Consider the following 23,053-nt stretch of genomic DNA (forward strand, 5'->3'; position numbering starts at 1 on the left):
CGATCATGTTTGTCCTGAAGCCACTCAGCCAGCGCTCGATCTCGCTTCTATGGGCCGGTCAGGTGCTGGCGGCGACAGGCTCCGAATTCTACATGGTCGCGGTCGTCTGGATCGCGGCCGATTTCATCGGCAGCGATGCGGGATATGTGTCCGCGCTGCAATCCGGCGCGCTGCTGATCGGCAGCTTTTTCGGCGGCATCGTTACGGATCGTTGGCGCCACAGCACCACGATGATCGCGAGCGATCTCATGCGGGCGGCTCTGCTGCTGATGCTGTCGCTCGCCGGGCTTCTGCATATGATGAGCCTGCCGCTACTGATGGTGCTTGCCGGGTGCATCGCCTTGCTCACATCAGCATTCGATCCGTCGCTGCAGGCAACGCTGCCGAGGATTGCGGTCGATCCGGACGTCCGACATGCGACAAACGGCCTGTTCGACGCCACCCGCCGCATGGCGCGCATTCTCGGCCCGAGCCTGATCGCACTGGTGAACGGGTTTCTACCGAAATCGCAATTCTTCACCGTGACGGCAGCGACTTTCGGGCTTTCGGCGCTTGCGGTTTGGCTGGCGGTGGCAAGGCTGCCGGCGGCCCCGCGACGGCGCGAATTTTCTGGAATGGCCGCTGTCGTGGATGGTGTTCTCGGTGGATGGCGCGCGGCGCGAGGCCATGCGGCGATCCTCTATGGCCTGTTCACCAACCTGATGGGAAATATCGCCTGGGCCATGGGAATCCTGCTCGGCATGATCCTGCATCTGCGCGAAACCAGCGCCGATCCGCTGACCGATTATAGCCTGATGATGACCGCTTATGGCGTCGGCAACCTGACGACAAATCTGATCCTAAGCAGCGTCAGGCCACGCCGGCCGGTGGTCTGGATCGTCGCGGCAAAGCTCATTTTCGGAGCAGGAGTCTTCCTGTTGCCGCTGATGCATGACCGCATATGGCTGATGATCGTCGCCTGCTTTGCGGCGATCAACGGTCCGTTCGAGAACCTTGCCATGCTGCATCTGATGCAGACGCGCAGTGAGCCGCATAGGCTGGCGCAGGTCTATCGTCTGCTGATGTGCGCGATCTTTACGGGCCTGCTTTTGGCCTATCTGATGTCGCCGAGCCTGTTTGCCTGGTTCGGCATCGGACCTTCGATCATGGGATCGGGGGCGGCCGTCTTCATTTCCGGCCTGATCGGAATTGGTCTGCTGGCATGGAAGCAGGCACATCCGGCGAGCGCAAAGGCCGTCTGAAATGTCGTTCTAGCCTTAATCGAACAGGCTTGAAACCGATTCTTCCTGACTGGTGCGGTTGATGGCTTCGCCGATGAGGGTTGCCGTCGTGATGACGCGGATGTTGGGCGCCGATTGCACGGCGGTCGTCGGCTGAATGGAATCGGTGATCACCAGTTCCTTCAGCTGCGAGTTGGCCACGCGCGTCACGGCGCCGCCGGAGAGCACGCCGTGGGTGATATACGCGGTGACGCTTGCCGCGCCCTTTGCGAGCAGAGCATCGGCCGCGTTGCAGAGCGTGCCGCCGGAATCGACGATGTCGTCGATCAGCAGGCAGTCTTTCCCTTCCACTTCACCGATGATGTTCATCACTTCGGATTCACCCGGGCGATCACGGCGCTTGTCCACGATCGCCAGCAGACAGTCGAGGCGTTTGGCGAGCGCGCGGGCGCGTACGACACCGCCGACGTCCGGGGAAACGACCATGACGTTGCCGATATCGTAATTCGCCTTGATGTCGCGCGTCAGGATCGGCAGCGCATAGAGATTGTCCGTCGGGATATCGAAGAAGCCCTGGATCTGGCCCGCGTGCAGGTCAAGCGTGAGAACGCGGTCGGCGCCTGCCTCGGTGATCAGATTGGCCACCAGCTTGGCCGAGATCGGCGTACGACCGGAGGCTCGGCGATCCTGGCGGGCATAGCCGAAATAGGGAAGGACCGCCGTGATGCGTCGCGCCGAAGAGCGCCGCATGGCGTCGATCATGATCAACAGTTCCATGAGATGATCGTTGGCCGGGAATGAGGTCGGCTGGACGACAAATACGTCCTCGCCGCGCACGTTCTCCTGGATTTCAACGAAGATTTCCTGGTCCGCGAAGCGCCTGACACTGGCCTTGCCTAAGGGAACGTTGAGATAATTGCAGATCGCTTCGGCGAGATGCCGGTTCGAATTGCCTGCGAAAACCTTCATTGTGGCCCGCCTGTTACCAACCTGATAGCCGCGCTTTTAACCGCCTTGCTCTCGAATGCAAGGGGGAGATGCGCGTTAGCTTTCATATTTCTGAAAAGCTTATGGCTATCCACCGTTGGAATCGCGCCAGGAATTGAATTCCGACATGGTTTTGGAGGCAATTTTCTGCATGACGGTCGGAGGAACGGCCGACCATGGGTCGCCGCGCTTCAGCGGCGTGCTTTCCGAACCCTGTATGCGGTGTACGCGGTTGCCGTTGCCATCGAGTACATCCCACACATAGGTCACCGAAATCTGCGGACCGTCCTCGAAAGCCGAGAGATAGCCCTTGAGAATATAGGCTGCGCTGGAATCGCTCGAGCTCTTGATCGTCAGGCCGAGGGCGCGGGCGTCGGCGCCGAGCTGGCGCGACAGCGGCGTGACGGCATCGACGGGCGCACCGATGATCGGCAGGAAACGGATGCTGTTGCCTCCGGCCGCAGCTGCCGGCGGCAGGGATGCCTGCTGTTGCGGCGGCTGATCATCCGCAGCCTGTTCCTGCTGCTGTTGTGGTGGTGGCGGATCTTCCAACAGGCGCCGGTCGGCCTCGCGTTGCTCGTCGGCCTCCGAGAACTGATTGTTGGCAGGGGCGATGGATGCGGTACGGGAACCGTCGAGCGGGCGGGAGGCATAAGGATTGGTGCCGTTCGATTTCAGAGCCGATGCCTGTTCATCGAGCGTGCCGCCACCGCCGTAGTTTTGCGGCTGATAGGCTTGCTGCGAGGTCTGCTGCTGATAACCGTAGCTCTCCTGAGAGCCTTGATAGGTCTGGCGACGCTGGGGTGCCGCGGCTATGCGTTCGACATCGCGCTGCGTGACCGGGCTCGAGCCGGCATCGCCGATCGCCTCGGGCGGTGTCAGGGCGTCCGTGGTGTTGCAGGCGGAGAGCGCGAGGCAAATGCCGGCGACAGTCAACGTTATCCTGACCAATCCCATCGACGCGATCCTTTCTCCCGACGGCCTGACCGCCCAGGATCGCTATCTTACGCCCTAACGGTTAAGAAATTCGAGAGGGTGGCGGGAAAGGGCTTTCGGGGCTTGCGATGTCGTCAGATAGGTCTGGCCGAGGGTCATTGCGGTGCCGCTGTCGGAATCCATGATGATCATGTGCACGAAGAGGGACATGTTCTCCTGGATCTCCTGCGGATTGCCCATATGGAACATCTCATGCTCCATCCAGGAGGGCGAGAAGCGGGCGCCGAGCGAATAGCCGCAGGCGTTCAGCCGATGCCGGGCAAGGCCGCGTTCATCCATGATCTTGGCATGCATGTCGAAGACGTCGCCGAAGGTGTGCCCCGGCATCAGGATCGTCTCGATCGCCTGCAGAGTTTCCAGGCACGCGCTGTAGAGTTCGCGGTGGCGATGGCTGGGATTGCCGATGACGATCGTGCGCATCATGGCCGCATGGTAGTGGGCATCGACCCCAGCCCATTCAAGCGTCAGCTGATCATCGGGGTCGAGCTTGCGGCGTCCGGATTTGTAGCGGCAGAGCAGGGCTTCCGCGCCGGAGCCGATGATGAATTCGTTGGCGGGGTAATCGCCGCCGCCGGAAAAGATGGCGCCTTGCATGGCGGCGAGGATATCGGCTTCGTCCGCGCCGGGCTTTATCAGAGACAGGGCTGCGTCCAGAGCATTATCGGCCAATGCGGCGGCGCGTTCGACATGGACGATTTCCGCAGGGCTCTTCGTCAGGCGCAGGCCGCTTATCAGATAGGAGGCATCGGCGATCTGGCCGAAACTGGCAAGCTGCTGATCGAGAAGGCGGGCTACTCGGCCGGTCATGCCATGGGTATCGTATTCGACGCCGATGCGGGTTCCGAGGAGGTCGAGGTCCGACAAAAGCTCCTTGAGATCGAGCGTCGGATCGGCGTTGACGCGATCGACCCAGATGCGGATGTCTGTCATAACGGATGTGAGTTGTGCCTGGCGCAGATCGGCCGAGCGCGTCAGAAGCGTCAGGGAACCGTCCGCCTTGACGACCAAGGCCTGGAAGAAGCAATAGCCGAACGTATCGTAGCCGGTCAGCCAGTACATGCTCTCCTGGGCGAAGAGCAGCATGGCATCGAGCTTTTCTTCCTGCATCCTCGCCAGCAGCCGCGCCAGACGAGCATCGTATTCGCTGCGTTCGAAATGCAGGGCCATATCAAGCTGCCTTCCCGATGGCGATGGCGGAAATCTGTCGACCGTAATCCGGCTCCCTGGCATGGGTCGTGCGCCGATAGGAGAAGAAGAGTTCCGGATCCGGGTAGGTGCAGAGGTTCAGGCTTTCGGCCGTGACGCCAGCCTTGCGCAGGCGATCGACGGTTAGGGACGGTAGATCGAACATGGCGTGGCCGTCTCGCTCCGAAGGGGCGAAGTATCGCGCATAGCCAGGATCATGGGCGAGGAAACGTTCGACGAATTCGGGGCCGACCTCATAACTCGACTGACTGATAGAGGGGCCGAGGCAGGCAACGATCGTCTCGCGTCTCGCGCCAAGTGCTTCCATCGCATCGATGGTGTTTTCCAGGACGCCGGTCAGCGCGCCCTTCCAGCCCGCGTGGGCGGCGCCTATGACCCGGTTTTCCGGATCGGCGAAGAGGATGGGGCCGCAATCGGCGGCGAGCACGCCAAGCGCAATACCAGGCGTCGCGGTCACCATCGCGTCGGCCTGCGGCCGGCTGCCGTCATAGTGTGCGCCGATGGTTACGACATCGGGCGAATGGACCTGATGCACGGTGGCAAGCTGATCGAGAGGAAGCCCGAACCAGCCGGCGACGCGGCGCCGGTTCTCCTGTACGTGCTCGCGATTGTCGTTCGAGCCGAGCCCGACGTTCAATCCGCGATAGAGACCTTCAGAAATACCGCCAGCACGGGTGAAATAGCCATGGCGGATGCCGGCAGCCTCGGCGGCGCTCAGCAGCGTGCTAGCAAGTGGTGTCGGCAACTGGAACGTCCCTTGATATCTGGTTTTGCCTATCGTGCTTGACATAACGCAGCCGCGGCGAAGCAGTTCGATCTCAGCGGCGATGTTGGCCCAGGCCTACGCGCACTGTCAATCCGCCGGATCGATAGTGGGGATTCAGCCGACAGGGCGAAAGGGCAGGAGCTCGATCGCCGGGCTGGAAACGGCCAGCACCTTGAAAAGCTCTCCCATCTTGCCTTCGCCTGTGCCGGCGAGCCTCTCTACGGCGATGCGGATGTTCTCCTGCGTTGCTGCATCCTGGTCCCGTCCGAGGGCGGCTGCGCGCTCGAGCAGACCGAGCCCGACGAGGAAATCGCCTTGATGACAGCAGCCATTGATGTGGATGCCGGAGGCGAGCGCGGTTTGCGCAAGATGCTGGAAATCGACATGGCTGGTGAGATCCGCTTCGCCGGGATGTTCCAGCGGCGGGTCGTATTCATGCATGCGCACGGCCTGCAGCGTGTCGCCGAAGCTTGTCGCCATGTGACCGTAATCGATGGCGAGCGCCGTACCGCCATGCGCCGCCAGCCGGTCGCAGATCGTCGTCATGACGGCCTGGCGGGCGGGAGCGATCTCGAACACCGTGCCGATCGGCGGAAGCCCGCCGTCCGGAAGAAGCGCGGGATCGAGCGTGGCGACACCCGTCGTGAAAGTCAGCTCGTCGTTGACGTCGAGGCCGACGGCGCGCTCGCGAAATCCGTTGGCGGTGCGAACGAACTGACGGATCGGAATGGCATCGAAGAGTTCGTTGGCGACAATCAGCGTGAAGCCTTCCGGCACTTCGGCAAAATCCGTGTGCCAGGAGATTTTTGCGCCGTAGGCTTCGAGGGTCTGCTGCTGGAAGCCCTGCAGGCGCTCGCTGGTTTCGACGAGATGGACCGTCATGGCATCATAGAGCGGCGGAGCCAGCTTGCCGATGACGCGCAGCATGTCCGACATCATCGTGCCACGGCCCGGGCCGATTTCGACGAGACGCACTTCGACCGGCGTTCCATGCCGCTGCCAGGCGTGCACCATGAAGACGCCGATCATCTCGCCGAAAAGCTGACTGATTTCGGGTGCCGTGACGAAGTCGCCGGACTGACCGAAGGGTTCGCGCGTCTTGTAATAACCATGCACCGGATCGGCGAGACACAGCGAAAAATAATCCGTGATGCTCAATGGCCCGTTGGTGCGGATGATGGCTTTGATTTTTTCACCGAGCGCCGTCGTCATTCTTTGCTTTCGCTAATGCGCGGTCCTGACAGGCTGGGAGCCTCTTTTGAAAAGACCACGCGATATTGACCCCACCTCAAACCATCTGCCTGATCGCCGCCTGACGGGCGCGGATCACAGCCCAAAGGCCGATGGCGACCATCGGAAGCGACAGTACCATGCCCATTGTCAGCCAGTTCGTGCCGAGCAGATAGCCGAGCTGTTCGTCAGGCTGACGGAAGAATTCGACAAAAATACGCGAGAAGGCGTAGCCGATGATAAAAATACCGCTGACCGTGCCTGGTTTCTTCAGTGCCAGCGCCCAGCGCGTAAGGGCAAAGAGAACGAGGAAGAGAATGATGCCTTCGATGCCGGCTTCATAAAGCTGGCTCGGGTGGCGCGGGTCGGGACCTGCAGGGCAGACGCCGTTATGGGCAGCGATCACATGCGGGCTGCAGAAGACCATGGCCCAGGGGACGTCCGTGACCCGTCCCCAAAGCTCGCCGTTGATAAAGTTGGCGATGCGGCCGAAGAAGAGGCCGACCGGCGCGGCTGCAGCGACGATATCGAACAGGCTCCAGACCGGAATCCCGCTGCGTTTGGCAAATAAAAACATGGCGATGGTCGTGCCGATTAAGCCGCCATGGAAGGACATGCCACCTTTCCAGATCTGGACCGCGCGGATCGGATTGGCGATTACCTGATCGAGGTCGTAGAAGAGAATATAGCCGATGCGGCCGCCCAGAACGATGCCGAAGGCGACCCAGAGAATAAAGTCATCTAGGTGTTGGCGCGTCATCGGTGCGGTGTCGTTCAGCCAGAGCCTGCCGCTGTCGACCAGCCATCTTGCACAGAGCCATCCCAGCAGGATGCCCGCCACATAGGCGAGGCCGTACCAATGGACCGGGACGGGGCCGAGGTTGATAGCGATCGGATCGATATCAGGAAAAGGCAGGATGGCGGCGAGATTGGCGGATGTCAGCAAGATCGTCAGGCCCGTTGCAGCATGTTCCCGAAAGTACCGTGCCATTTCGGAAATGTGCGCGGAACATGGCGTTCGCTATCGAAACGGTCAAGTCGTTTGTTGCTGCGTCCGTGATCCGGAGGGGCATTGTCCCGTCCTATCTCAATTTGCTTGCATCGGCCCCTTGGAAATCTTACCTCAAGACTATCTGGCCCATATCGATGCCTGACCGTTGAGGGCCGACGGCCGCAAGGAGACTGCCATGAGCACTGGACCGAACCGAATCCTGGATGAATTCGCCAAGCTGATGACCGATGCCGCCGGTGCTGCCCAGGGCGTGCGCCGCGAGATAGAGACGGCCTTCAATGCCCATGCGGAGCGTTGGCTGAACAGCATGGACATCGTCAAGCGCGAGGAATTCGAGGCCGTTCGCGAAATGGCGATCAAGGCGCGCGATGAGAACGATGCACTGCTCGCAAGAATCGAAGCGCTGGAAGCCAAGCTCGCTTCCAAGGGCAAGTAAGTTCGATCTTCCGCCCGCCGACCGGTGCGGCACCCGCTTGCCGCACCTTTTTCCTCTGAAAATTTCCGTCTGTTTTTCCACTTGTGGACATAGGCAAAAAAGCCAATCGCCAGAGTCGGTTATGACTCCCTTCTGAATAGACGTCGGAAGAGCTTTCCACAGTGCCGTTTCCAAAATCGATGTTCGGGGGCTGGCATGCCGGGCATGCCGCTATACACTGATTTTAAATGATGATTCGAAACGGACTTGGTAAGCCCCGGGCATGGTGGAAGCGTTAGTCTGGCAGCCGTTCAACATCATCCCGAATATGTTTCCGGAGTAAAACTGTTTGCGTTCTTTCAGTGTTGGGTCACGGGAAAACTGCAATCGTTCCGGTCAAGAAGGTGCTGCATGAGCCTTATGGAAATGGAAGTCGAACGACAATCGAATCCGGTCGACATGATCGAGTTCGTTGCTGCCAATAACGACTGGTCGTTCGAGCGGTCGGGCGAGGATGAAATCGCCATGACGGTCGAAGGGCGATGGACCGATTATCACGTCTCTTTTTCCTGGATGGAGGAGTTCGAGGCGCTGCACATAGCCTGCGCATTCGATGTCAAGGTTCCTGATCCGCGTGTCAACGAGGTGATCAAGCTCTTGTCCTGCATCAACGGACAGGTGCTGATGGGTCATTTCGATCTTTGGCGTCAGGAAGATATCGTCATCTTCCGGCAGTCGCTCTTGCTGTCCGGCGGGGCCGAGCCCACCAACCGGCAGGTGGAAGTGCTGCTTTCCAATGCGCTTGACACCTGCGAGGCCTACTATCAGGCTTTCCAATTCGTGGTATGGTCCGGGCTCGACGCGAACCGCGCCATGGAAGCCGTGCTTTTCGAAACGGTGGGCGAAGCGTGACATGACAGGTCAATCATCCGCCAATACATTCGTATCCGCCGGGCCGATCGTGCTGATCGGCGCGGGGAATATGGGTGGCGCCCTGCTGACGGGATGGCTGAAGAACGGTGTGCCGGGATCGTCGGTCATCGTCGTCGATCCCAATCCGGCCGAGGCGATGCGGAAAATGATCGTGGATGCGGGTGCCAGCCATGTCACCGAAGCTCCAGCCAGGCTGACGGCCGGCGTTCTTTTCATTGCCGTCAAACCCCAGCTCATGGATGCGGTCCTGCCGCCGCTCAGATCGCTTGTGGGCGAGGGGACGGTCGTCGTCTCCATTGCCGCGGGCAAGACGCTCTCCTCGCTTCAACGGCACCTTGGAGAGGCGGCGATGGTGCGAGCCATGCCGAATACGCCCGCCATGGTTGGACGGGGCGTGACTGGGGCTTTCGCGAATGCCGACGTGAGCGATCGCCAGCGGCAGCTGGTTTACAATCTGTTGAAAGTGTCCGGCCCCGTTGAGTGGGTGCCTGAAGAGGCCGACATCGACTCGGTGACTGCGGTTTCGGGCAGCGGACCTGCCTATGTTTTCTATCTCGTCGAATGCATGGCGGAGGCGGGCCGGAAGCTCGGCCTGCAGGCGGACCTCGCCATGCGGCTTGCACGGGAAACCGTCGCGGGGGCTGGTGAACTGTTGCACCAGTCTCCCGACGACGCTTCGCGCCTGCGCCAGAACGTGACGTCTCCCGGCGGGACGACCGCTGCGGCGCTCGGCGTGCTGATGGCGGAAGACGGCATGCAGCCATTGTTCGATGCGGCCCTGGAAGCGGCCCGCAAACGGGCACAGGAACTGGCCGGCTGAATTTTAAAGGCAAGAGATGACGGAAGAAATCACTTACGGCGATTTCGAGCGGGTGGACATCCGCGTCGGCACGATCATCGAAGCGGAGACTTTTCCGGAAGCGCGCAAGCCCGCTTACAAGCTCAAGATCGATTTCGGGCCGGAAATCGGTATCAAGCGCTCCTCTGCGCAGATCACCGTGCATTATACGCCGGAAACTCTTGTTGGCCGGCAAGTGCTGGCCGTCGTCAATTTTCCGCCGCGTCAGATCGGGCCGGTTCGTTCCGAGGTGCTGACCCTCGGCTTCGAAGACGAATCCGGCGCGATCGTGTTGGCCGCGGTGACCAAGCCGGTGCCGAACGGCAAGAAGATGATGTGAAAGTGTTACCCTCGCCCCAGCGGGGAGAGGGTCGCGCGTAGGCGCGGGGTGAGGGGCGTTGCCGGGAAAGCGGCCTTTCATTTGTGCTCAAGCCTGCGTCGCTTTGCTCGGCCGCCCTCTCATCCGAGCTGTCGCTATTTCGCTTTGCTCAATCGTTCCAGCCCACCTTCTCCCCGCTGGGGCGAAGGCGCTCAGTGAATATCCCGTGATACTGGGTCGGTCAGGCTGAAATGGAGGAACTCCGCCTCGAAGCCTTCACGCTGCGGCGAGCAGAAGGCCGGGCCGACTAATAGGTCCTCTAACGTCGGATCGAACCAGGCGAGCCTTGCCATGCGCCACTCGCTCATCCGGTCGGTGCGGTACTGGATGAAGAGGGCATCCCCGTTGCGCGTGACCCGCGCGGATATGGCGTCGAAGTCGTGATCGAGCCGGAAAGCGGACCAGTCGGAATTGCCGTTGGTGACGACGACGCTGAAATGCTTGGCGCCGTCGGTATATTCGATCCCGCATTTCATCCAATGCCTGGCGTCGTGGCGGACCATGAGGCCGGCTTGATCGTAAAGCTCTCGATAATGTCCGATGAACGTCACCTCCGCGGTGAAATCGCCACGGCGGGGCATTCCGAGAAAATGGCCGTCGTCGCGATGGAAGCCGTAATAGGTTTCCTGCCAGAAATCGGTCTTGCTGCCGGAGCGGACGAATAGCCGGCCCTGGTTCATTTCCCACAGCGGCGGTGCGTTCAGCCAGTGCATGCCATCAATATCGATCGGCATAAATGTCCCCCTCAAGCAGGAATGCGGATCGTTGCGCGCAAGCCCCCGAGCGGGCTGTCGCCGAGCGTGACATTGCCGCCATGGCTGCGGGCTATATCGCGTGCGATGGCAAGGCCGAGGCCCGTGCCTGATTTGTCGAGATTGCGCGCGGTATCCAGCCGGAAGAACGGCTTGAAGACGTCGTCTCGCGCTTCGACAGGTATGCCGGGTCCGTCGTCGTCGAAGACGATCGTCAGCCATTTGGCGCTGTGCCGAGCCTCGACGCGGAGGCTGTTGGCATAGCGGCGGGCGTTGGTGGCGAGATTGGTTACCAGGCGCGTAAAGGCATTGGGCCGGACGGAGATCTCATCGTCGCCGTCGATGGAGAAGCTCATGGATTTGCCATGCAGCGTGAAGTCCTGTCGGATTTTTTCAAGGATATCGCTGAGTTTGAATTGACCGACATCTTCCTCCGCTTCGCCGCGGGCGAAGGCCATATAGCCCTCGAGCATGCTCTGCATGTCCTCGACATCCTCGCTGAGGCCGACAAGATCGGGATTGTCGCCGACAAGGGCGAGCTGCAGCTTGAAACGGGTCAGCACCGTCCGAAGGTCATGGCTGACGCCGGAGAGCATGGCCGTGCGCTGCTCGATCTGCCGTTCGATGCGCTCGCGCATCAGGATGAAGGCGAGGCCGGCGCGGCGTATCTCGTCGGCCCCGCGGGGGGAATAGTTTTCCAGCCGCTGTCCCTTGCCGAAGCTTTCCGCGGCCTGAGCCAGCGCCAGGATCGGGCGGATCTGGCCGCGCAGGAAAAGCACGGCGATGCCGATCAGCACCAGCGAGGTGCCGACCATCCACAGAATGAAGATATGAGTATTGGAGGCATAGGTCTGGCTGCGCTTGGCGAAGACGCGCAGCACCTTGTCGGGCAGCTTGATGCGGATCTCGACCAGGCTGGAATTGCCGACGGTGTCGATCCAGAAGGGTAGGTTGATCTGATCGCGGATCTCATCGCTTAGAATGCCATCCAGGATCGAGAAGAACGGCTTTTCGGCAGGCGGCGGCAGTTCACCACCCGGTTCGATCGAAATGGCCAGATCGAGCTTCTGGCGTGCCATCTGGGTGACAGCGGAATAGTCGGCATCCTGCGGATAGGTCTGGATGATGCTGATGATGGCGGCGATGTCGCGTGTGGTCGCCATCGACAGCCGCTGCGTCACCATCTGCCAGTGGCGCTCCATGAAGACGACGGTGACGACTGCCTGCAGGATGATCATCGGCAGGATGAAGATCAGCAGCGAACGCGCATAGAGACCGGTTGGGAGAACATACCGGCGCAGCCAGCGCGTCAGCCACCGGAATCCGTTGGAAGGCGTGTGGTCCTGGTCGCGCCTGATCGAATCGAAAGTCACCATCGCCTGATCCCGCTGGCCGATCTCAGTCTATGCTCAGGCGGTAGCCTATGCCACGCACCGTCTGCAGCCAGATAGGGTTGGCCGGATCGTCTTCAATCTTGCGGCGCAGCCGGTTGATCTGCACGTCGATCGTCCGCTCGCCCACTTCGGCATCGCTGCCGATCAGTTCGTGACGCGGGATCGTCTCGCCGGCGCGCTTCGCGAAGAGCAGCATGATTTCCTGTTCGCGATCGGTCAAACGGATGAGTTCCGCCGCCTTCTTGAGTTCCTTGCGGGTCAGCGAAAACGTATAGGGGCCGAACATGACAAGCTCGATCTTCGGGGAATCGGCGGGAGTATTGCGCCGAAGTATGTTGTTGATGCGCAGCACCAGCTCGCGCGGATCGAAGGGCTTCGGAAGATAATCGTCCGCGCCGGCCTCGAGGCCGGCTATGCGGGAGTCGGCCTCGGCAAGCGCCGTCAGCATGATGATCGGAATGTTCTTGATGGCGCGCAGGCTCGATGTCAGCGTGATCCCGGATTCGCCGGGCATCATCACATCCATGATGATGAGGTCGAAATCGAGCCCTTCCAGTTTGCGGCGGGCCTCGGCGCCGTCGGCGGCAGCCGTCACCCGGAAACCCTTCTCCATCAGGTAGCGGTTGAGGAGGGCGCGGATACGCGTGTCGTCATCCACGACCAGAAGATGTGCTGCATCATCCGAGATTGCTGTTTTTGTCGTCATTCGATCCGTCTCGATCCTGTCCTACCCATAGATTGAGATGAGGCACTCCCGCCGGCCCCCGCGGTCTGGATTGCCGTCACTTCTCGGTCTGCATTCCCCTCAGGAAGCGTTTCACACTTTCGCGCGTCGCTTCCGATGCGCCTTCGAATGCCCGTTCAATGCGGCGCGATTGCGGCTCGGCCAGCGCCAGAGCCAGATCGCGGCCGGCCCGCGTGGGGTACAGCTTTCGCTGCCGCCGATCCTCCGGACCGGCAACCTGCCGAATATAACCCGAATCGATCAATTGTTTGAGAACCCGCGCCAAACTCTGTTTGGTGATCTGCAATGTTTCCAGAAGGTCCGCAACAGTCATGCCGGGTTCGCGGTTAACGAAATGGACGACGCGATGATGAGCGCGCCCGAAGCCGCTCTTGACGAGAATCTGGTCCGGATCCGAAACGAAATCGCGATAGGCGAAGAAAAGCAGCTCGATCACCTCAAAATCGATGCTTCCCGCATTCCGCATCGGTGTTTCCAGCAGCTCCATCTTTGCCGCGTTCTGGCTCATCTGTCGTGGCACCCTGGCACTTCCTTTCTAATTTTGGAGCATCGGGGAAACTTATGCAAAAATATGTCAGCTTCGTTGACGCATTTTTACGCCATCGACTGTTTTCACACAATTGCCGCACGGCGCAAACGACGTTGCCGCATCGGAAATCAGACCTGCGGTCCCGCCAAATTCCAATATATCTCGTATTGTCCCCTGCTGCATCTCGTGGATAGAGCGCGGTGGAAGCGATAATCAACCCCCGATGTGACGGTGAAGGCGATCTTTGCGGGCATGGCGGGGAGAGAGGCCGTATGAATGCAAACGAATGGCGGCATTCGATGCGGCTCTGTCGAGATATTCGCTGCGATCCCTATTCCGAGGCGCAGATGGGCGGGGGCCGATACCGGGTGTACCAGCATGAGAATCGGCACAAGCCGGACAAGTTGCTCCGCCGGCCTGTGCGATTTGATGAACTTACGACTTGCGGCCGAGAACCGCGCCGACGATGGCGGAAAGCACGCCGCCGGCGATCAGCGAGGATATGCCTTGCGCAATGAGGCCGGTAAGGGCTTCGCTGCCGATCAGATTAAGGATCAGACCGCCGCCGAGGCCGCCAATGGCACCTGCGATCGTTCTTGCAACAAGGTTTATCCCTTCCTGCTTCAAAACGGCACTCGCGGCGTTGCCACCGATCGCACCGGCTATCAATTGCGTGATGATAGGCCCTAAACTTTCCATGACTACCCTTCTCCCATTGCTCCAGAAGACACTCCCGGATCCCCTCTCGTCGCATCCCGGATTGCTGCAGCAGGAAGCGGCGATAATCCTCAGTGGATATTAGAATTACATCAAGCAAGGATCGCTGCAAATAGAAGGGCAACCCAAACGGGAGAATTCTGCAATAATTTCAGGGGAAATTCGCTATGCGCGCCTGCGGCCGGATAGCCGCAAGGCAATTTCGCCATCTTGTTCGACTTTGCGGCCGAATCAGCGATAGACGTAGACGACGCGACGCGTCCCTGGATCGACCAGCACCGGCTGGTTATTCACTTCGACATAGCTGTACCGATAGTCTGGAATCCGGTGCACCTCCACGCTTTGCGGAACCGTGGCGCCGACGACCAGGTCGCCGTTCAGCTGGACCGTATCGACCGGATTGTCATCGATATAGCTTCGGATTTCCTCAGGCGGCGTGATCGCCACCACATTGCCCTTCTCGACGGGGCCGAGCAATTGGTCATCCGGGCTAGGCTGCGCGGCCTGGACGCTGCCGGTCGTAACGGAATCGGTCTGTTCGTAGGTGATGGTGGGAATGCCGAGATCGTCGCGATGGTCCTGGACGACCACCGATGCACCGTTCTGTTCCACGCTGAGATACTGGGCATAGACCCAGCCTCGCATGCCGTTGACATCGACACGGCACCAGCGGCTGCCTTCGATGCAGCCATCCAGCGTGGCCTCGGATCCGCGCGTTGCGATGCCGACGGTCGGGAATTCCGCGCCCGGGCCGGAGCGAACTTCAATGTCGGTGGCGGTGGTTGCCGACATTTCAGCCTGGGCCAAGCCCGCGCTGCCAGCAAGAATGACACCGGCCAGCAACATGTTTCTCTTCAAGGACATTGGTTCTCTCCTTCTGGCCTCTAAAGACCTACCTTCAACGTTTCGGCTGCTTCAGTGTTCCGGCTGGCCTGTCTTGATGGCGCTATCGTTGAATGAATGCACAGTTAAGTATTTGAATCTTATATATTTACTCGCCGTTCTGCGGGTCGGAGATCGGCTTTCGCACCGCTTTGAAGCCGGTGGGGGCTGTTTTGCTTGAGGTTTACGGCTATATCCGCAGCGGGACGATCAAACAGACGAGGCGCTCCATGGGCATGCTCCAGGCCGGTATCATTCCGGTGACCCCCTTCGAACAGAATTGCACCATCCTGTTCGATCCGGAGACCAAAGAGGGTGTCGTGGTCGATCCGGGCGGCGATGTCGATATCATCCTGCAGACCGTGCGCGAGAACGGCATCACCTTGAAGGCGATCTGGCTGACTCACGGCCATATCGATCATGCCGGCGGCGCCGACGAGCTGCGCGAGGCGCTTGGGATCGAAGTGATCGGTCCGCATGAGGACGATCGTTTCCTGCTGGAGGACATCGAAGCCAAGGGCAAGATGTTCAACATTGCCGGCGTGCGCAATGTCGTGCCGGACCGCTTCCTGAAGGAGGGCGACAAGCTCTCTTTCGGCGAGCATGAGTTCGAGGTGTTCCATTGCCCCGGTCACGCACCCGGCCATGTCATCTATTTCAACAGGAAGCAGGGCTTTGCCCATCTCGGTGACGTGTTGTTCAACGGCTCGATCGGGAGAACGGATTTGCCTGGCGGCAATCACCAGCAGCTGCTGGAATCGATCCGAGACAAGGTCTTCCCGCTTGGTGACGAGGTCGGCTTCATCTGCGGTCATGGCCCGGGCAGCCGGATCGGCGACGAGCGCCGCACCAATCCTTTCCTGCGAGGATTATAAAAAAGCGCCGCTCGGAAGCGGCGCTTTGGTTTTTCGTCATATGAGGTTAATGGCCGATCGCCAGTCAGTCGGCGGTGCAGAAGTGACGCATGCCGTCATAGCCGACATAGGTGCCGGAGCGGCCGTCAAAGCTTCTATAGCGGTCGTAGCAATAGCGCATCCAGGCGGAGGACCAAGGGCGGAGGCCGGAAACCGGCGGCGCGTAGTAGCTCACATCCCGCTCGACATAAACGCGGCGCGGAGGGGGACGATAATAGTAAGCCGGGGGAGGCGCGTCGTAACCGGGCTCGACATAGGCCGGTGCAGGTTCGACATAGCGTGGCTGGCTGGCGATGGCGGAGCCGACGATCAGGCCGGTCGCCAGCCCGGCAGCGCCGAGCGCCCAACCGTCGCGGTTGTGATGACGCCAGTATTCATCAGCGGACGCGGCGCTCATGGACGTTACCGTCAGTGCCGCGGCGACGGCGGACATGACAAGCGTTTTGCCGAATATGGTCATTGGCCTATCCTCTAAGGAAGCGGGAGGACTTTCATTCCCGCTCTTTCATGGCAGGCAGACTATACGCGGCAAACTGAATGCAGACTGAATGACAAAACCCGGCATCGCTGCCGGGCCTCAACTCGAATTGATAGCCGTAAAGGCGTCTCAGCCGGCAATCTGCAGATTGACGGCCTTCGGTCCCTTGCCGCGGCGATCCGGTTCCGTGTCGAAGCTTACCTTCTGGTTTTCCGACAATCCAGCCAGACCAGAAGCCTGAACTGCAGAAATGTGTACAAAGATGTCCGCGCCACCCTTGTCAGGTTTGATGAAACCGAAGCCCTTATCGGTATTGAAAAATTTTACAGTGCCAGTCTCGGCCATGCCTCAGGTCCTTTTCTCTCTGCCCACCATCCACACGGGCAGCATTACTTCTTTGCCCTTGCGGGCGCTTGCAGGCAGTTCTCGAATTGTGAAGGAAAAGGTCCCCGTAACTCGGCATGATCTCGATGCGATGTTTGCCACCCCGCTTCTCGATCAAGCTGACCGGAATATTAGCGTTTCCGGCGCGCAATTCTATTAGGACTTCCCATGCTCTAAAAATGCCCGAACACCGTTGAGAGTGCTGTGTTTATGGCAAATTGGCAAGCAAAAGTTTTTTAACGTGTCGCAAGAGGCACACTAGCGTAATGCGATTGTGTTATTGCGATTCGCAAATTTTCCCTCTTTGAAACAAGTTTCCAAGGTTTTTCCATCGCTCGCGATATAGTTTTGATGAAATTTTCCCAAATCGACGGGTGTGAGCGCTCATTTTCGATTGTTCCGAAAAATTTCGGCAAAGTCTGCTGAAAGCCGACGGAAGCACGCATTTCAGGGCTTTTTTACGCCGTGGCATGGCGACGGCGGGTTAATTCCGGCACGAGTTCGACTGCAAGCATCGCGGTAAACATCAGGGCACAGCCGACATAGCCGAGCGGACCCATGGTTTCGCCCAGCAGCAAGGCGCCGAGCGAAGCACCGAACAATGCTTCCGAAGACAGGAAGATCGCAGCCTGGGGGGCGGTCGTGTAGCGCTGGCCGATGATCTGCAGCGCAAAGGCCAGGCCGGATGAAAAGATGCCGACATACAGGATCTCGCCAAGCGCTGCCCTTATATCGGCGATGCTGATCGGTTCGACGGCGACCGCGACGGCCAGGGCGAGAACGGCGGTGACGGCAAACTGCGTTGCGGAAATACCAAGTGGCCGGCCGGTTTCATTGACGGCCGAGCCGGCAAGGGTAATTTGCGCCGCCCAGAAGAGCGCGCAGATGACGGTCAGGAAATCGCCTGTTGTCAGGCGTGAGAAGGAGCCGCCCGACAGCAGATAGATGCCGCAGAGCGCCATCAAAGCCGCCGGCCAAATGATCCAATGCGGCGGCCGGCGCAGGAAAATAACGGCAATCAGCGGTACGAAGACCACGTAAAGACCGGTTATGAAGCTCGAATTCGTCACTGTCGTCGTCAGAAGCCCGATCTGCTGGGTCGCGGCACCTCCGAAAAGCGTGACGCCGATCAGCAAAAAGGAGAGCCAGTTGCGAGGCGTCAGCGGCTTTGCGGCCTTCCTTTTTTCCATCCAAACGAAAGGCAGGACGACCATCGTGGCAACGGCGAATCTGAGGCCGATGAACCAGAAGGGACCGATCGCCTTCATGGCTGTCGATTGCGCAACGAAACCGCCGCCCCAGATTGCGGCGGCAAGCAACAACAACAAATTCGCCTGTATGCGAGACATCTGCATCCTGCGTGAAGGGGAGGAAGTGAGGAAGGAGTAAGGCGACCGTTAGCAGCTGCTTTTGCGCCGGACAAGGGCGAATGGTGTTAAATGCGGAGCGCTTGGAATTACCCTGCAGCCCTCGAAACCCTCAGGAGCGCACCATCCTCTTCATCGGTGGTGATCAACAGGGCGCCATCGGGTGCGACCGTGATATCGCGCAGGCGGCCGAATTTGCCGTCGAACATGCGTTCTCGCTCGCCAATCCTGCCCTTGCCGTCCTGGCTCAGCCGTGAGAGCAGCTCGAACTTCAGGGCCGTGACGAGGAAATCGCCGTTCCATTCGGGAAACATCTTGCCGCGATAGACGGCGATGGCGCCGGGCGCGATCGAAGGATCCCAATAGAAGCGGGGTTGTTCCATGCCGGCCTTTGCTGTGCCGACGCCGATTTTTGTGCCGGAATAATTGACACCGTAGGAGATGACTGGCCAGCCGTAGTTCTTGCCGGCTTCGGGCGTGTTGATCTCATCGCCGCCCCTTGCGCCGTGCTCTGCCGTATAGAGCCTGTTCGTCTGGCTGTCGAACGCGATGCCCTGCGGATTGCGATGGCCTTTGGACCAGATTTCCGGCAAGGCACGCCTGCCGTCCTTGAACGGATTGTCGGCGGGGATGCTGCCGTCGGCCTCGATATGGATGATGGAGCCGGCGTCGTCCTGAAAATCCTGGGCGCGGTCCTGTTGGCCACGGTCGCCGAGGCTGACGAAGAGGCTGCCGTCGCGGGCAATCGCGATACGCGAGCCATACTGGATATTGCCGCGCGAGAGCTTGTTCATCAGGAAAATACGCTTCACATCGGTCAACTGTTTTTCGTCCTGCGACAGCCGGGCACGAAAGACGGCCGTGCCGCTCCCGCCGTCGCCCGCCACCGAGGCGGTAAAATAGAGGGTGCGGTTGCTGGCGAATTTCGGGTCGAGCGCGACATCAAGCAGGCCGCCTTGACCGCGCCCATAGACCTCGGGCAGGCCTGATAGGGGAGTGGAGATCTTGCCATCGCGGATAAGGCGCATGCGGCCAGGGCGTTCGGTGACCAGATAGGCGCCATCCGGCAGCACTTCGACCGCCCAGGGGTGTTCGAGCCCTGTGGCGATTGCTTCGACCTTCACGTCTATCTTTTGCGTCTTGATGGTCTCTGCAGGTTCGGCAAGCGCCGACGTTGCCGTCAGCAGGGCGCAGGCCATCAAGGTCATCGAAAATCCCGTTCCGGCAGTGCGCATGTGTTTGACCTCCCCATAGGCTCGCTTTTGCAAGGTGGGACCGTTCGACTGCCATTCAAGCCTGACCGCGGAACCGATAACGTCTTTGTGTTCCTGCTTCCGGCGAAAGGACGCTTTTTGGATCTGCCGATCCTGTCTGCAGGCGGAGTATTTCCCATGCAAGAGGCGCCGGACGAGCGGCGGGAGAAGCCAATGTCGGAGAAGTATCTGATCTATATTGGAAATTTCCACTGTCTTCAGAGTTTGATTCAGGTGCTTCGCGTGATGATTCAAGGTCGGACAGTTTAGTGATGCCTGGCTGCGGTCGATGCTACCCGAGCAAAAGTGAGGCGTGCTCTCTCGACCATGCCTCTAGCTGGGTAAGAAAAGGGTGCGCGGACGGTCCTGAACGCCATGAAATAAAGCCACTGTGACGCCTTTGTGCTTGAAACGGCGGTCCATATTCGACATAGAGCTTAGCGCAGAAAACTGGTCCGCAGGCTTTCTGCCATTTTCAACCGAATAGGACCGATCACCATGGCCTTTCTTGCCGACGCTCTTTCCCGTGTAAAGCCTTCTGCCACCATCGCCGTTTCCCAGAAAGCGCGCGAGCTGAAAGCAAAAGGACGCGACGTGATCGGCCTCGGCGCCGGTGAGCCGGATTTCGATACGCCAGATAATATCAAGCAGGCCGCCATCGACGCGATCAATCGCGGCGAGACGAAGTACACGCCGATCTCCGGCATCCCGGAACTGCGCAAGGCGATCGCCGCCAAATTCAAGCGCGAGAACAATCTCGATTACACCTGGGAGCAGACCATCGTCGGCACGGGTGGTAAGCAGATCCTGTTCAACGCCTTCATGGCGACGCTGAACCCGGGCGACGAAGTCATCATCCCTACGCCTTATTGGGTTTCCTACCCGGAAATGGTGTCGCTGTGCGGCGGTACGCCGGTTTTCGTCGCCACGACGCAGGCCAACAACTTCAAGCTTCAGCCGGCCGACCTCGAAAAGGCGATCACGCCGAAGACCAAGTGGTTCATGTTCAACTCGCCGTCCAACCCGTCGGGCGCTGCCTATTCGCATGCCGAGTTGAAGGCGCTGACGGACGTGCTGGTCAAGCATCCGCATGTCTGGATCCTGACCGACGATATGTACGAGCACCTGACCTATGGCGATTTCAAATTCGCCACGCCGGTCGAAGTCGAGCCGAGCCTCTATGACCGCACGCTGACGATGAACGGCGTCTCGAAGGCCTATGCCATGACCGGCTGGCGTATCGGCTATGCAGCCGGCCCGCTGCAGCTCATCAAGGCGATGGACATGATCCAGGGTCAGCAGACCTCGGGGGCCACCTCGATTGCCCAGTGGGCAGCCGTCGAGGCATTGAACGGCACGCAGGACTTCATTCCGCGCAACAAGAAGATCTTCGAAGGTCGCCGCGATCTCGTCGTATCGATGCTGAACCAGGCGAAGGGCATTTCCTGCCCGGTTCCGGAAGGCGCCTTTTACGTCTATCCGTCCTGCGCCGGCCTGATCGGCAAGACGGCTCCGAGCGGCAAAGTCATCGAGACGGACGAGGACTTCGTGTCCGAGCTGCTGGAATCGGAAGGTGTGGCCGTCGTGCACGGTTCGGCTTTCGGCCTCGGTCCGAACTTCCGCATCTCCTATGCGACCTCGGAAGAGCTGCTCGAGGAAGCCTGCCGCCGCATCCAGCGCTTCTGCGGCGCCTGCAAGTAAGCGGCCCATAATCGTTCAATTGAAAAGCCCGCCAGAGATGGCGGGCTTTTTACATTCAGGCTGCCGGTTTCAGCTTCATCAACTGATTCAAGCGCTTCGCAATTTGAATCGGCCCGTCGGCGCAAGTCCTTGAAAGCGGAATCAAAGTCCGAGCGCTGTCAGCATGATAAAAGTGGCGAAGAGAATGAAATGGGTCATGCCCTCGATGGCATTGGTTTCGCCATCGTTGAGGTTGATGGCGGCGGCGATCAGCGTGATCATCACCATGACCGTCTGCACCGGCGCCATGGCCATGATGAAGGGCTGGCCGGTATAGAGCGCAATCGCCTCCATGACGGGCACCGTCAGGATGACCGTCGATAGCGAGGCGCCCATCGCGATATTGACCGTTGCCTGCATGCGATTGCGCAGGGCTGCCCGCAATGCCGTCAGGATTTCTGGAGCCGCCGAAATCGCCGCGACGACGATGGCCGCGATGGCGGGCGGTGCTCCCGTGCCCTTGAGGCCGGTATCCATGAAAGCCGACATGAATTCCGCCAGCAAGCCGATCAGCACGACGCCGATCAGGATGGTGGCGATCGAGGTGGCGGTGGATTCGTTGTCGTGATCTTCTTCGGCTGCCGCATGCTTCTTCTCGGTGCGTGGATAGCTGTAGCTGAAGAAATAGCTGTGCTTGCCGACCTGCATGCGCAGGAACAGCGCATAGAGCGCAATCATCGCGACGATGGTGAAGGCGGAATAATAATGCCATTTCGCATCGGGAATGAATTCCGGCACGATCATCGAAATGCCCATGGCTGTCAGGATCATCACGCCATAGGTCTTGCTCGAATCATCATTGTAGGGCTGTTCGCCATGTTTCAGGCCGCCAAGAAGAGCGGCGAGACCGAGGATGCCGTTGATATCGAGCATGACGGCAGCGTAGATCGTGTCGCGCACCAGAGTCGGCGAGCTTTCCCCGCTCATCATGATGGCGAGGATGATGACTTCGACGGCGACAGCCGACAGGGTGAGGATCATCGTGCCATAGGGGTCGCCGACCTTGACGGCAAGGGTTTCGGCGTGATGGGCGACGCGCATGGAAGCCAGCACAATCGTTGCGATCAATGCCGCCGCCGCGATCATCGATGCAGCTTGTCCCATTTCGAGCACGGAATGCTCGCCGACATAGGCAATGACGGCAATTGCCAATGCGACCAACAGGGCTTTTTCCTGCCTAAGCCATTTTGCTGCGACCACTTTCCCGACCTTTGTCCCAACCTTTGCGCCGATTCACGGTTGCACTCTAAGGCAATGATTTCGCACATCAAGCGCCCAAGCAGGAGCCGAAATTTGCAGTTGGCGCGGTTTAATGGAATACTGCACGAATAGGTCTGCCCAACCAAAATGCCGCGGCATCCTCGAAACCCGTCTCAGATGCACGCGATCCTGCCGGCAAAGTCCGGATTCAGAGGTCTTGGCAGATGAGAAGGAGGTTTGAATGGTCAAGGTCGTTTACGAAATCGTGCCGCATGACGGTGGGTGGGCCTATCGCTTCCGCGATGTGTATTCGGAGGCGTTTCCCACGCATTCCGAAGCTGTGGAGGCCGCGCGGATCGTTGCGGCTGAACAGCAAGTCGGCGGCGACTCGGCCGAAATCAGCTGGCAGGACGAAAGCGGCAAATGGCATGAGGAATATGCCGACGGCGGCGACCGTCCGGAAACGGAGGTTCTCGACGGCCAGAGGCATTTTCCGCCGATCGATACGGCGCCTGGTGCCTAGCGCGGTTCAGCGCGTCACGGATTCACCAAACCGTCCTGTCTCTTTGCTCTTCCGCAATTCCGGACGGAAAACCGTTATGCGCTTTTCTTGGAATTACTCTAGAGCAACGTGCATTCAGACGTATCCGGCGGCTTTAAAGTAGTTTTGGCATTCTGTGGGTGAGTAAAGTGTGCAGATATCGCCGATGGCCTTC

At 59.6% G+C, this 23,053-nt stretch carries 25 protein-coding genes; 8 read left to right on the forward strand and 17 right to left on the reverse strand.

Going from position 1 to position 23,053, the window contains the following annotated elements; genetic code table 11:
- Positions 1 to 5: 5 nt before the first annotated feature.
- On the forward strand, positions 6 to 1,241 hold the full coding sequence (locus tag FHT84_RS14535; protein ID WP_112340705.1) for an MFS transporter: 1,236 nt from the start codon (positions 6 to 8) through the stop codon (positions 1,239 to 1,241).
- Positions 1,242 to 1,256: 15 nt separating this feature from the next.
- Here FHT84_RS14535 and FHT84_RS14540 read toward each other — a convergent pair whose 3' ends face one another.
- From FHT84_RS14540 to lgt, 6 genes are all read right to left on the reverse strand, one after another.
- Positions 1,257 to 2,189 (reverse strand): ribose-phosphate pyrophosphokinase, encoded by a 933-nt coding sequence (locus FHT84_RS14540; RefSeq protein ID WP_112340706.1) that lies wholly within the window; start codon positions 2,187 to 2,189, stop codon positions 1,257 to 1,259.
- Between the two features lie 105 nt (positions 2,190 to 2,294).
- Positions 2,295 to 3,164: a hypothetical protein gene (locus FHT84_RS14545; protein ID WP_112340707.1), complete on the reverse strand. Its 870-nt coding sequence runs from the start codon at positions 3,162 to 3,164 to the stop codon at positions 2,295 to 2,297.
- Between the two features lie 54 nt (positions 3,165 to 3,218).
- Positions 3,219 to 4,370 (reverse strand): Xaa-Pro peptidase family protein, encoded by a 1,152-nt coding sequence (locus tag FHT84_RS14550; protein WP_112340708.1) that lies wholly within the window; start codon positions 4,368 to 4,370, stop codon positions 3,219 to 3,221.
- A gap of 1 nt (position 4,371) precedes the next feature.
- Positions 4,372 to 5,154 carry a peptidoglycan editing factor PgeF gene (gene pgeF / locus FHT84_RS14555; RefSeq protein WP_112340709.1) on the reverse strand — a complete coding sequence of 261 codons (783 nt, stop codon included), beginning with the start codon at positions 5,152 to 5,154 and terminating at the stop codon, positions 4,372 to 4,374.
- 135 nt (positions 5,155 to 5,289) lie between these two features.
- Positions 5,290 to 6,387 (reverse strand): class I SAM-dependent methyltransferase, encoded by a 1,098-nt coding sequence (locus FHT84_RS14560; protein ID WP_112340710.1) that lies wholly within the window; start codon positions 6,385 to 6,387, stop codon positions 5,290 to 5,292.
- 76 nt (positions 6,388 to 6,463) lie between these two features.
- A complete protein-coding gene (gene lgt, locus FHT84_RS14565; RefSeq protein WP_183762959.1) occupies positions 6,464 to 7,351 on the reverse strand; it encodes a prolipoprotein diacylglyceryl transferase in 888 nt (295 codons plus the stop codon).
- Positions 7,352 to 7,592: 241 nt separating this feature from the next.
- Here lgt and FHT84_RS14570 point away from each other — a divergent pair, with 241 nt between their 5' ends.
- The 4 genes from FHT84_RS14570 (at position 7,593) to FHT84_RS14585 (ending at position 9,943) form a co-directional block, all read left to right on the forward strand.
- Complete coding sequence (locus tag FHT84_RS14570) at positions 7,593 to 7,853, forward strand: accessory factor UbiK family protein (protein ID WP_112340711.1); 261 nt, start codon at positions 7,593 to 7,595, stop codon at positions 7,851 to 7,853.
- A gap of 390 nt (positions 7,854 to 8,243) precedes the next feature.
- The gene (locus FHT84_RS14575) at positions 8,244 to 8,744 is read left to right on the forward strand and encodes a YbjN domain-containing protein (RefSeq protein WP_112340712.1); all 501 of its coding nucleotides are present in this window, start codon (positions 8,244 to 8,246) and stop codon (positions 8,742 to 8,744) included.
- Position 8,745: 1 nt separating this feature from the next.
- Positions 8,746 to 9,585 carry a pyrroline-5-carboxylate reductase gene (gene proC, locus FHT84_RS14580; RefSeq protein WP_183762947.1) on the forward strand — a complete coding sequence of 280 codons (840 nt, stop codon included), beginning with the start codon at positions 8,746 to 8,748 and terminating at the stop codon, positions 9,583 to 9,585.
- A gap of 16 nt (positions 9,586 to 9,601) precedes the next feature.
- Positions 9,602 to 9,943, forward strand: coding sequence for a tRNA-binding protein (locus FHT84_RS14585; protein ID WP_113251099.1), 342 nt, complete (start codon positions 9,602 to 9,604; stop codon positions 9,941 to 9,943).
- Positions 9,944 to 10,134: 191 nt separating this feature from the next.
- Here FHT84_RS14585 and FHT84_RS14590 read toward each other — a convergent pair whose 3' ends face one another.
- The 6 genes from FHT84_RS14590 to FHT84_RS14615 all read right to left on the reverse strand — a co-directional run bounded on the left by FHT84_RS14590 (position 10,135) and on the right by FHT84_RS14615 (position 14,983).
- Positions 10,135 to 10,716, reverse strand: coding sequence for a DUF1349 domain-containing protein (locus FHT84_RS14590; protein WP_112340715.1), 582 nt, complete (start codon positions 10,714 to 10,716; stop codon positions 10,135 to 10,137).
- 11 nt (positions 10,717 to 10,727) lie between these two features.
- A complete protein-coding gene (locus tag FHT84_RS14595; RefSeq protein WP_112340716.1) occupies positions 10,728 to 12,110 on the reverse strand; it encodes an ATP-binding protein in 1,383 nt (460 codons plus the stop codon).
- Between the two features lie 22 nt (positions 12,111 to 12,132).
- The gene (locus FHT84_RS14600) at positions 12,133 to 12,834 is read right to left on the reverse strand and encodes a response regulator (protein ID WP_112340717.1); all 702 of its coding nucleotides are present in this window, start codon (positions 12,832 to 12,834) and stop codon (positions 12,133 to 12,135) included.
- Positions 12,835 to 12,910: 76 nt separating this feature from the next.
- Positions 12,911 to 13,381, reverse strand: a complete 471-nt coding sequence (locus FHT84_RS14605) for a MarR family transcriptional regulator (protein WP_210260745.1) — start codon at positions 13,379 to 13,381, stop codon at positions 12,911 to 12,913.
- A 456-nt stretch (positions 13,382 to 13,837) separates the two neighbouring features.
- On the reverse strand, positions 13,838 to 14,101 hold the full coding sequence (locus FHT84_RS14610) for a hypothetical protein (protein WP_112340719.1): 264 nt from the start codon (positions 14,099 to 14,101) through the stop codon (positions 13,838 to 13,840).
- Positions 14,102 to 14,350: 249 nt separating this feature from the next.
- Positions 14,351 to 14,983 carry a DUF1236 domain-containing protein gene (locus FHT84_RS14615; protein WP_113251100.1) on the reverse strand — a complete coding sequence of 211 codons (633 nt, stop codon included), beginning with the start codon at positions 14,981 to 14,983 and terminating at the stop codon, positions 14,351 to 14,353.
- Positions 14,984 to 15,231: 248 nt separating this feature from the next.
- On the opposite strand from FHT84_RS14615, the gene FHT84_RS14620 reads away from it, so the two are divergent.
- Positions 15,232 to 15,876 (forward strand): MBL fold metallo-hydrolase, encoded by a 645-nt coding sequence (locus tag FHT84_RS14620; RefSeq protein ID WP_113251151.1) that lies wholly within the window; start codon positions 15,232 to 15,234, stop codon positions 15,874 to 15,876.
- A 64-nt stretch (positions 15,877 to 15,940) separates the two neighbouring features.
- Here FHT84_RS14620 and FHT84_RS14625 read toward each other — a convergent pair whose 3' ends face one another.
- The 4 genes from FHT84_RS14625 to FHT84_RS14640 all read right to left on the reverse strand — a co-directional run bounded on the left by FHT84_RS14625 (position 15,941) and on the right by FHT84_RS14640 (position 19,379).
- Positions 15,941 to 16,375: a BA14K family protein gene (locus tag FHT84_RS14625; protein ID WP_113251101.1), complete on the reverse strand. Its 435-nt coding sequence runs from the start codon at positions 16,373 to 16,375 to the stop codon at positions 15,941 to 15,943.
- A gap of 147 nt (positions 16,376 to 16,522) precedes the next feature.
- A complete protein-coding gene (locus FHT84_RS14630) occupies positions 16,523 to 16,738 on the reverse strand; it encodes a cold-shock protein (protein ID WP_004116423.1) in 216 nt (71 codons plus the stop codon).
- Positions 16,739 to 17,235: 497 nt separating this feature from the next.
- A complete protein-coding gene (locus tag FHT84_RS14635; RefSeq protein ID WP_112344105.1) occupies positions 17,236 to 18,126 on the reverse strand; it encodes a DMT family transporter in 891 nt (296 codons plus the stop codon).
- Positions 18,127 to 18,233: 107 nt separating this feature from the next.
- Positions 18,234 to 19,379 carry a PQQ-dependent sugar dehydrogenase gene (locus FHT84_RS14640; protein ID WP_113251102.1) on the reverse strand — a complete coding sequence of 382 codons (1,146 nt, stop codon included), beginning with the start codon at positions 19,377 to 19,379 and terminating at the stop codon, positions 18,234 to 18,236.
- A gap of 516 nt (positions 19,380 to 19,895) precedes the next feature.
- Here FHT84_RS14640 and FHT84_RS14645 point away from each other — a divergent pair.
- Positions 19,896 to 21,098 (forward strand): pyridoxal phosphate-dependent aminotransferase, encoded by a 1,203-nt coding sequence (locus FHT84_RS14645; RefSeq protein WP_113251104.1) that lies wholly within the window; start codon positions 19,896 to 19,898, stop codon positions 21,096 to 21,098.
- A 141-nt stretch (positions 21,099 to 21,239) separates the two neighbouring features.
- On the opposite strand, the gene FHT84_RS14650 is transcribed toward FHT84_RS14645, so the two are convergent.
- Entirely contained in the window at positions 21,240 to 22,337 is a 1,098-nt protein-coding gene (locus FHT84_RS14650) for a calcium:proton antiporter (RefSeq protein ID WP_113251105.1), read from the reverse strand.
- A 241-nt stretch (positions 22,338 to 22,578) separates the two neighbouring features.
- Here FHT84_RS14650 and FHT84_RS14655 point away from each other — a divergent pair, with 241 nt between their 5' ends.
- Entirely contained in the window at positions 22,579 to 22,860 is a 282-nt protein-coding gene (locus FHT84_RS14655; protein ID WP_112344101.1) for a DUF2188 domain-containing protein, read from the forward strand.
- Positions 22,861 to 23,053 lie beyond the last annotated feature (193 nt).

This window comes from Rhizobium sp. BK289 (assembly GCF_014193575.1).
Lineage (GTDB): Bacteria > Pseudomonadota > Alphaproteobacteria > Rhizobiales > Rhizobiaceae > Rhizobium > Rhizobium tropici_C.

Coding starts and splice junctions, on each gene's coding strand:
- FHT84_RS14535 (WP_112340705.1), top strand. CDS start 6: ATGTTTGTCCTGAAGCCACTCAGCCAGCGCTCGATCTCGCTTCTATGG.
- FHT84_RS14540 (WP_112340706.1), bottom strand. CDS start 2,189: ATGAAGGTTTTCGCAGGCAATTCGAACCGGCATCTCGCCGAAGCGATC.
- FHT84_RS14545 (WP_112340707.1), bottom strand. CDS start 3,164: ATGGGATTGGTCAGGATAACGTTGACTGTCGCCGGCATTTGCCTCGCG.
- FHT84_RS14550 (WP_112340708.1), bottom strand. CDS start 4,370: ATGGCCCTGCATTTCGAACGCAGCGAATACGATGCTCGTCTGGCGCGG.
- FHT84_RS14560 (WP_112340710.1), bottom strand. CDS start 6,387: ATGACGACGGCGCTCGGTGAAAAAATCAAAGCCATCATCCGCACCAAC.
- FHT84_RS14570 (WP_112340711.1), top strand. CDS start 7,593: ATGAGCACTGGACCGAACCGAATCCTGGATGAATTCGCCAAGCTGATG.
- FHT84_RS14575 (WP_112340712.1), top strand. CDS start 8,244: ATGAGCCTTATGGAAATGGAAGTCGAACGACAATCGAATCCGGTCGAC.
- proC (WP_183762947.1), top strand. CDS start 8,746: ATGACAGGTCAATCATCCGCCAATACATTCGTATCCGCCGGGCCGATC.
- FHT84_RS14585 (WP_113251099.1), top strand. CDS start 9,602: ATGACGGAAGAAATCACTTACGGCGATTTCGAGCGGGTGGACATCCGC.
- FHT84_RS14590 (WP_112340715.1), bottom strand. CDS start 10,716: ATGCCGATCGATATTGATGGCATGCACTGGCTGAACGCACCGCCGCTG.
- FHT84_RS14595 (WP_112340716.1), bottom strand. CDS start 12,110: ATGGTGACTTTCGATTCGATCAGGCGCGACCAGGACCACACGCCTTCC.
- FHT84_RS14600 (WP_112340717.1), bottom strand. CDS start 12,834: ATGACGACAAAAACAGCAATCTCGGATGATGCAGCACATCTTCTGGTC.
- FHT84_RS14605 (WP_210260745.1), bottom strand. CDS start 13,381: ATGAGCCAGAACGCGGCAAAGATGGAGCTGCTGGAAACACCGATGCGG.
- FHT84_RS14610 (WP_112340719.1), bottom strand. CDS start 14,101: ATGGAAAGTTTAGGGCCTATCATCACGCAATTGATAGCCGGTGCGATC.
- FHT84_RS14615 (WP_113251100.1), bottom strand. CDS start 14,983: ATGTCCTTGAAGAGAAACATGTTGCTGGCCGGTGTCATTCTTGCTGGC.
- FHT84_RS14620 (WP_113251151.1), top strand. CDS start 15,232: ATGGGCATGCTCCAGGCCGGTATCATTCCGGTGACCCCCTTCGAACAG.
- FHT84_RS14625 (WP_113251101.1), bottom strand. CDS start 16,375: ATGACCATATTCGGCAAAACGCTTGTCATGTCCGCCGTCGCCGCGGCA.
- FHT84_RS14630 (WP_004116423.1), bottom strand. CDS start 16,738: ATGGCCGAGACTGGCACTGTAAAATTTTTCAATACCGATAAGGGCTTC.
- FHT84_RS14635 (WP_112344105.1), bottom strand. CDS start 18,126: ATGTCTCGCATACAGGCGAATTTGTTGTTGTTGCTTGCCGCCGCAATC.
- FHT84_RS14640 (WP_113251102.1), bottom strand. CDS start 19,379: ATGCGCACTGCCGGAACGGGATTTTCGATGACCTTGATGGCCTGCGCC.
- FHT84_RS14645 (WP_113251104.1), top strand. CDS start 19,896: ATGGCCTTTCTTGCCGACGCTCTTTCCCGTGTAAAGCCTTCTGCCACC.
- FHT84_RS14655 (WP_112344101.1), top strand. CDS start 22,579: ATGGTCAAGGTCGTTTACGAAATCGTGCCGCATGACGGTGGGTGGGCC.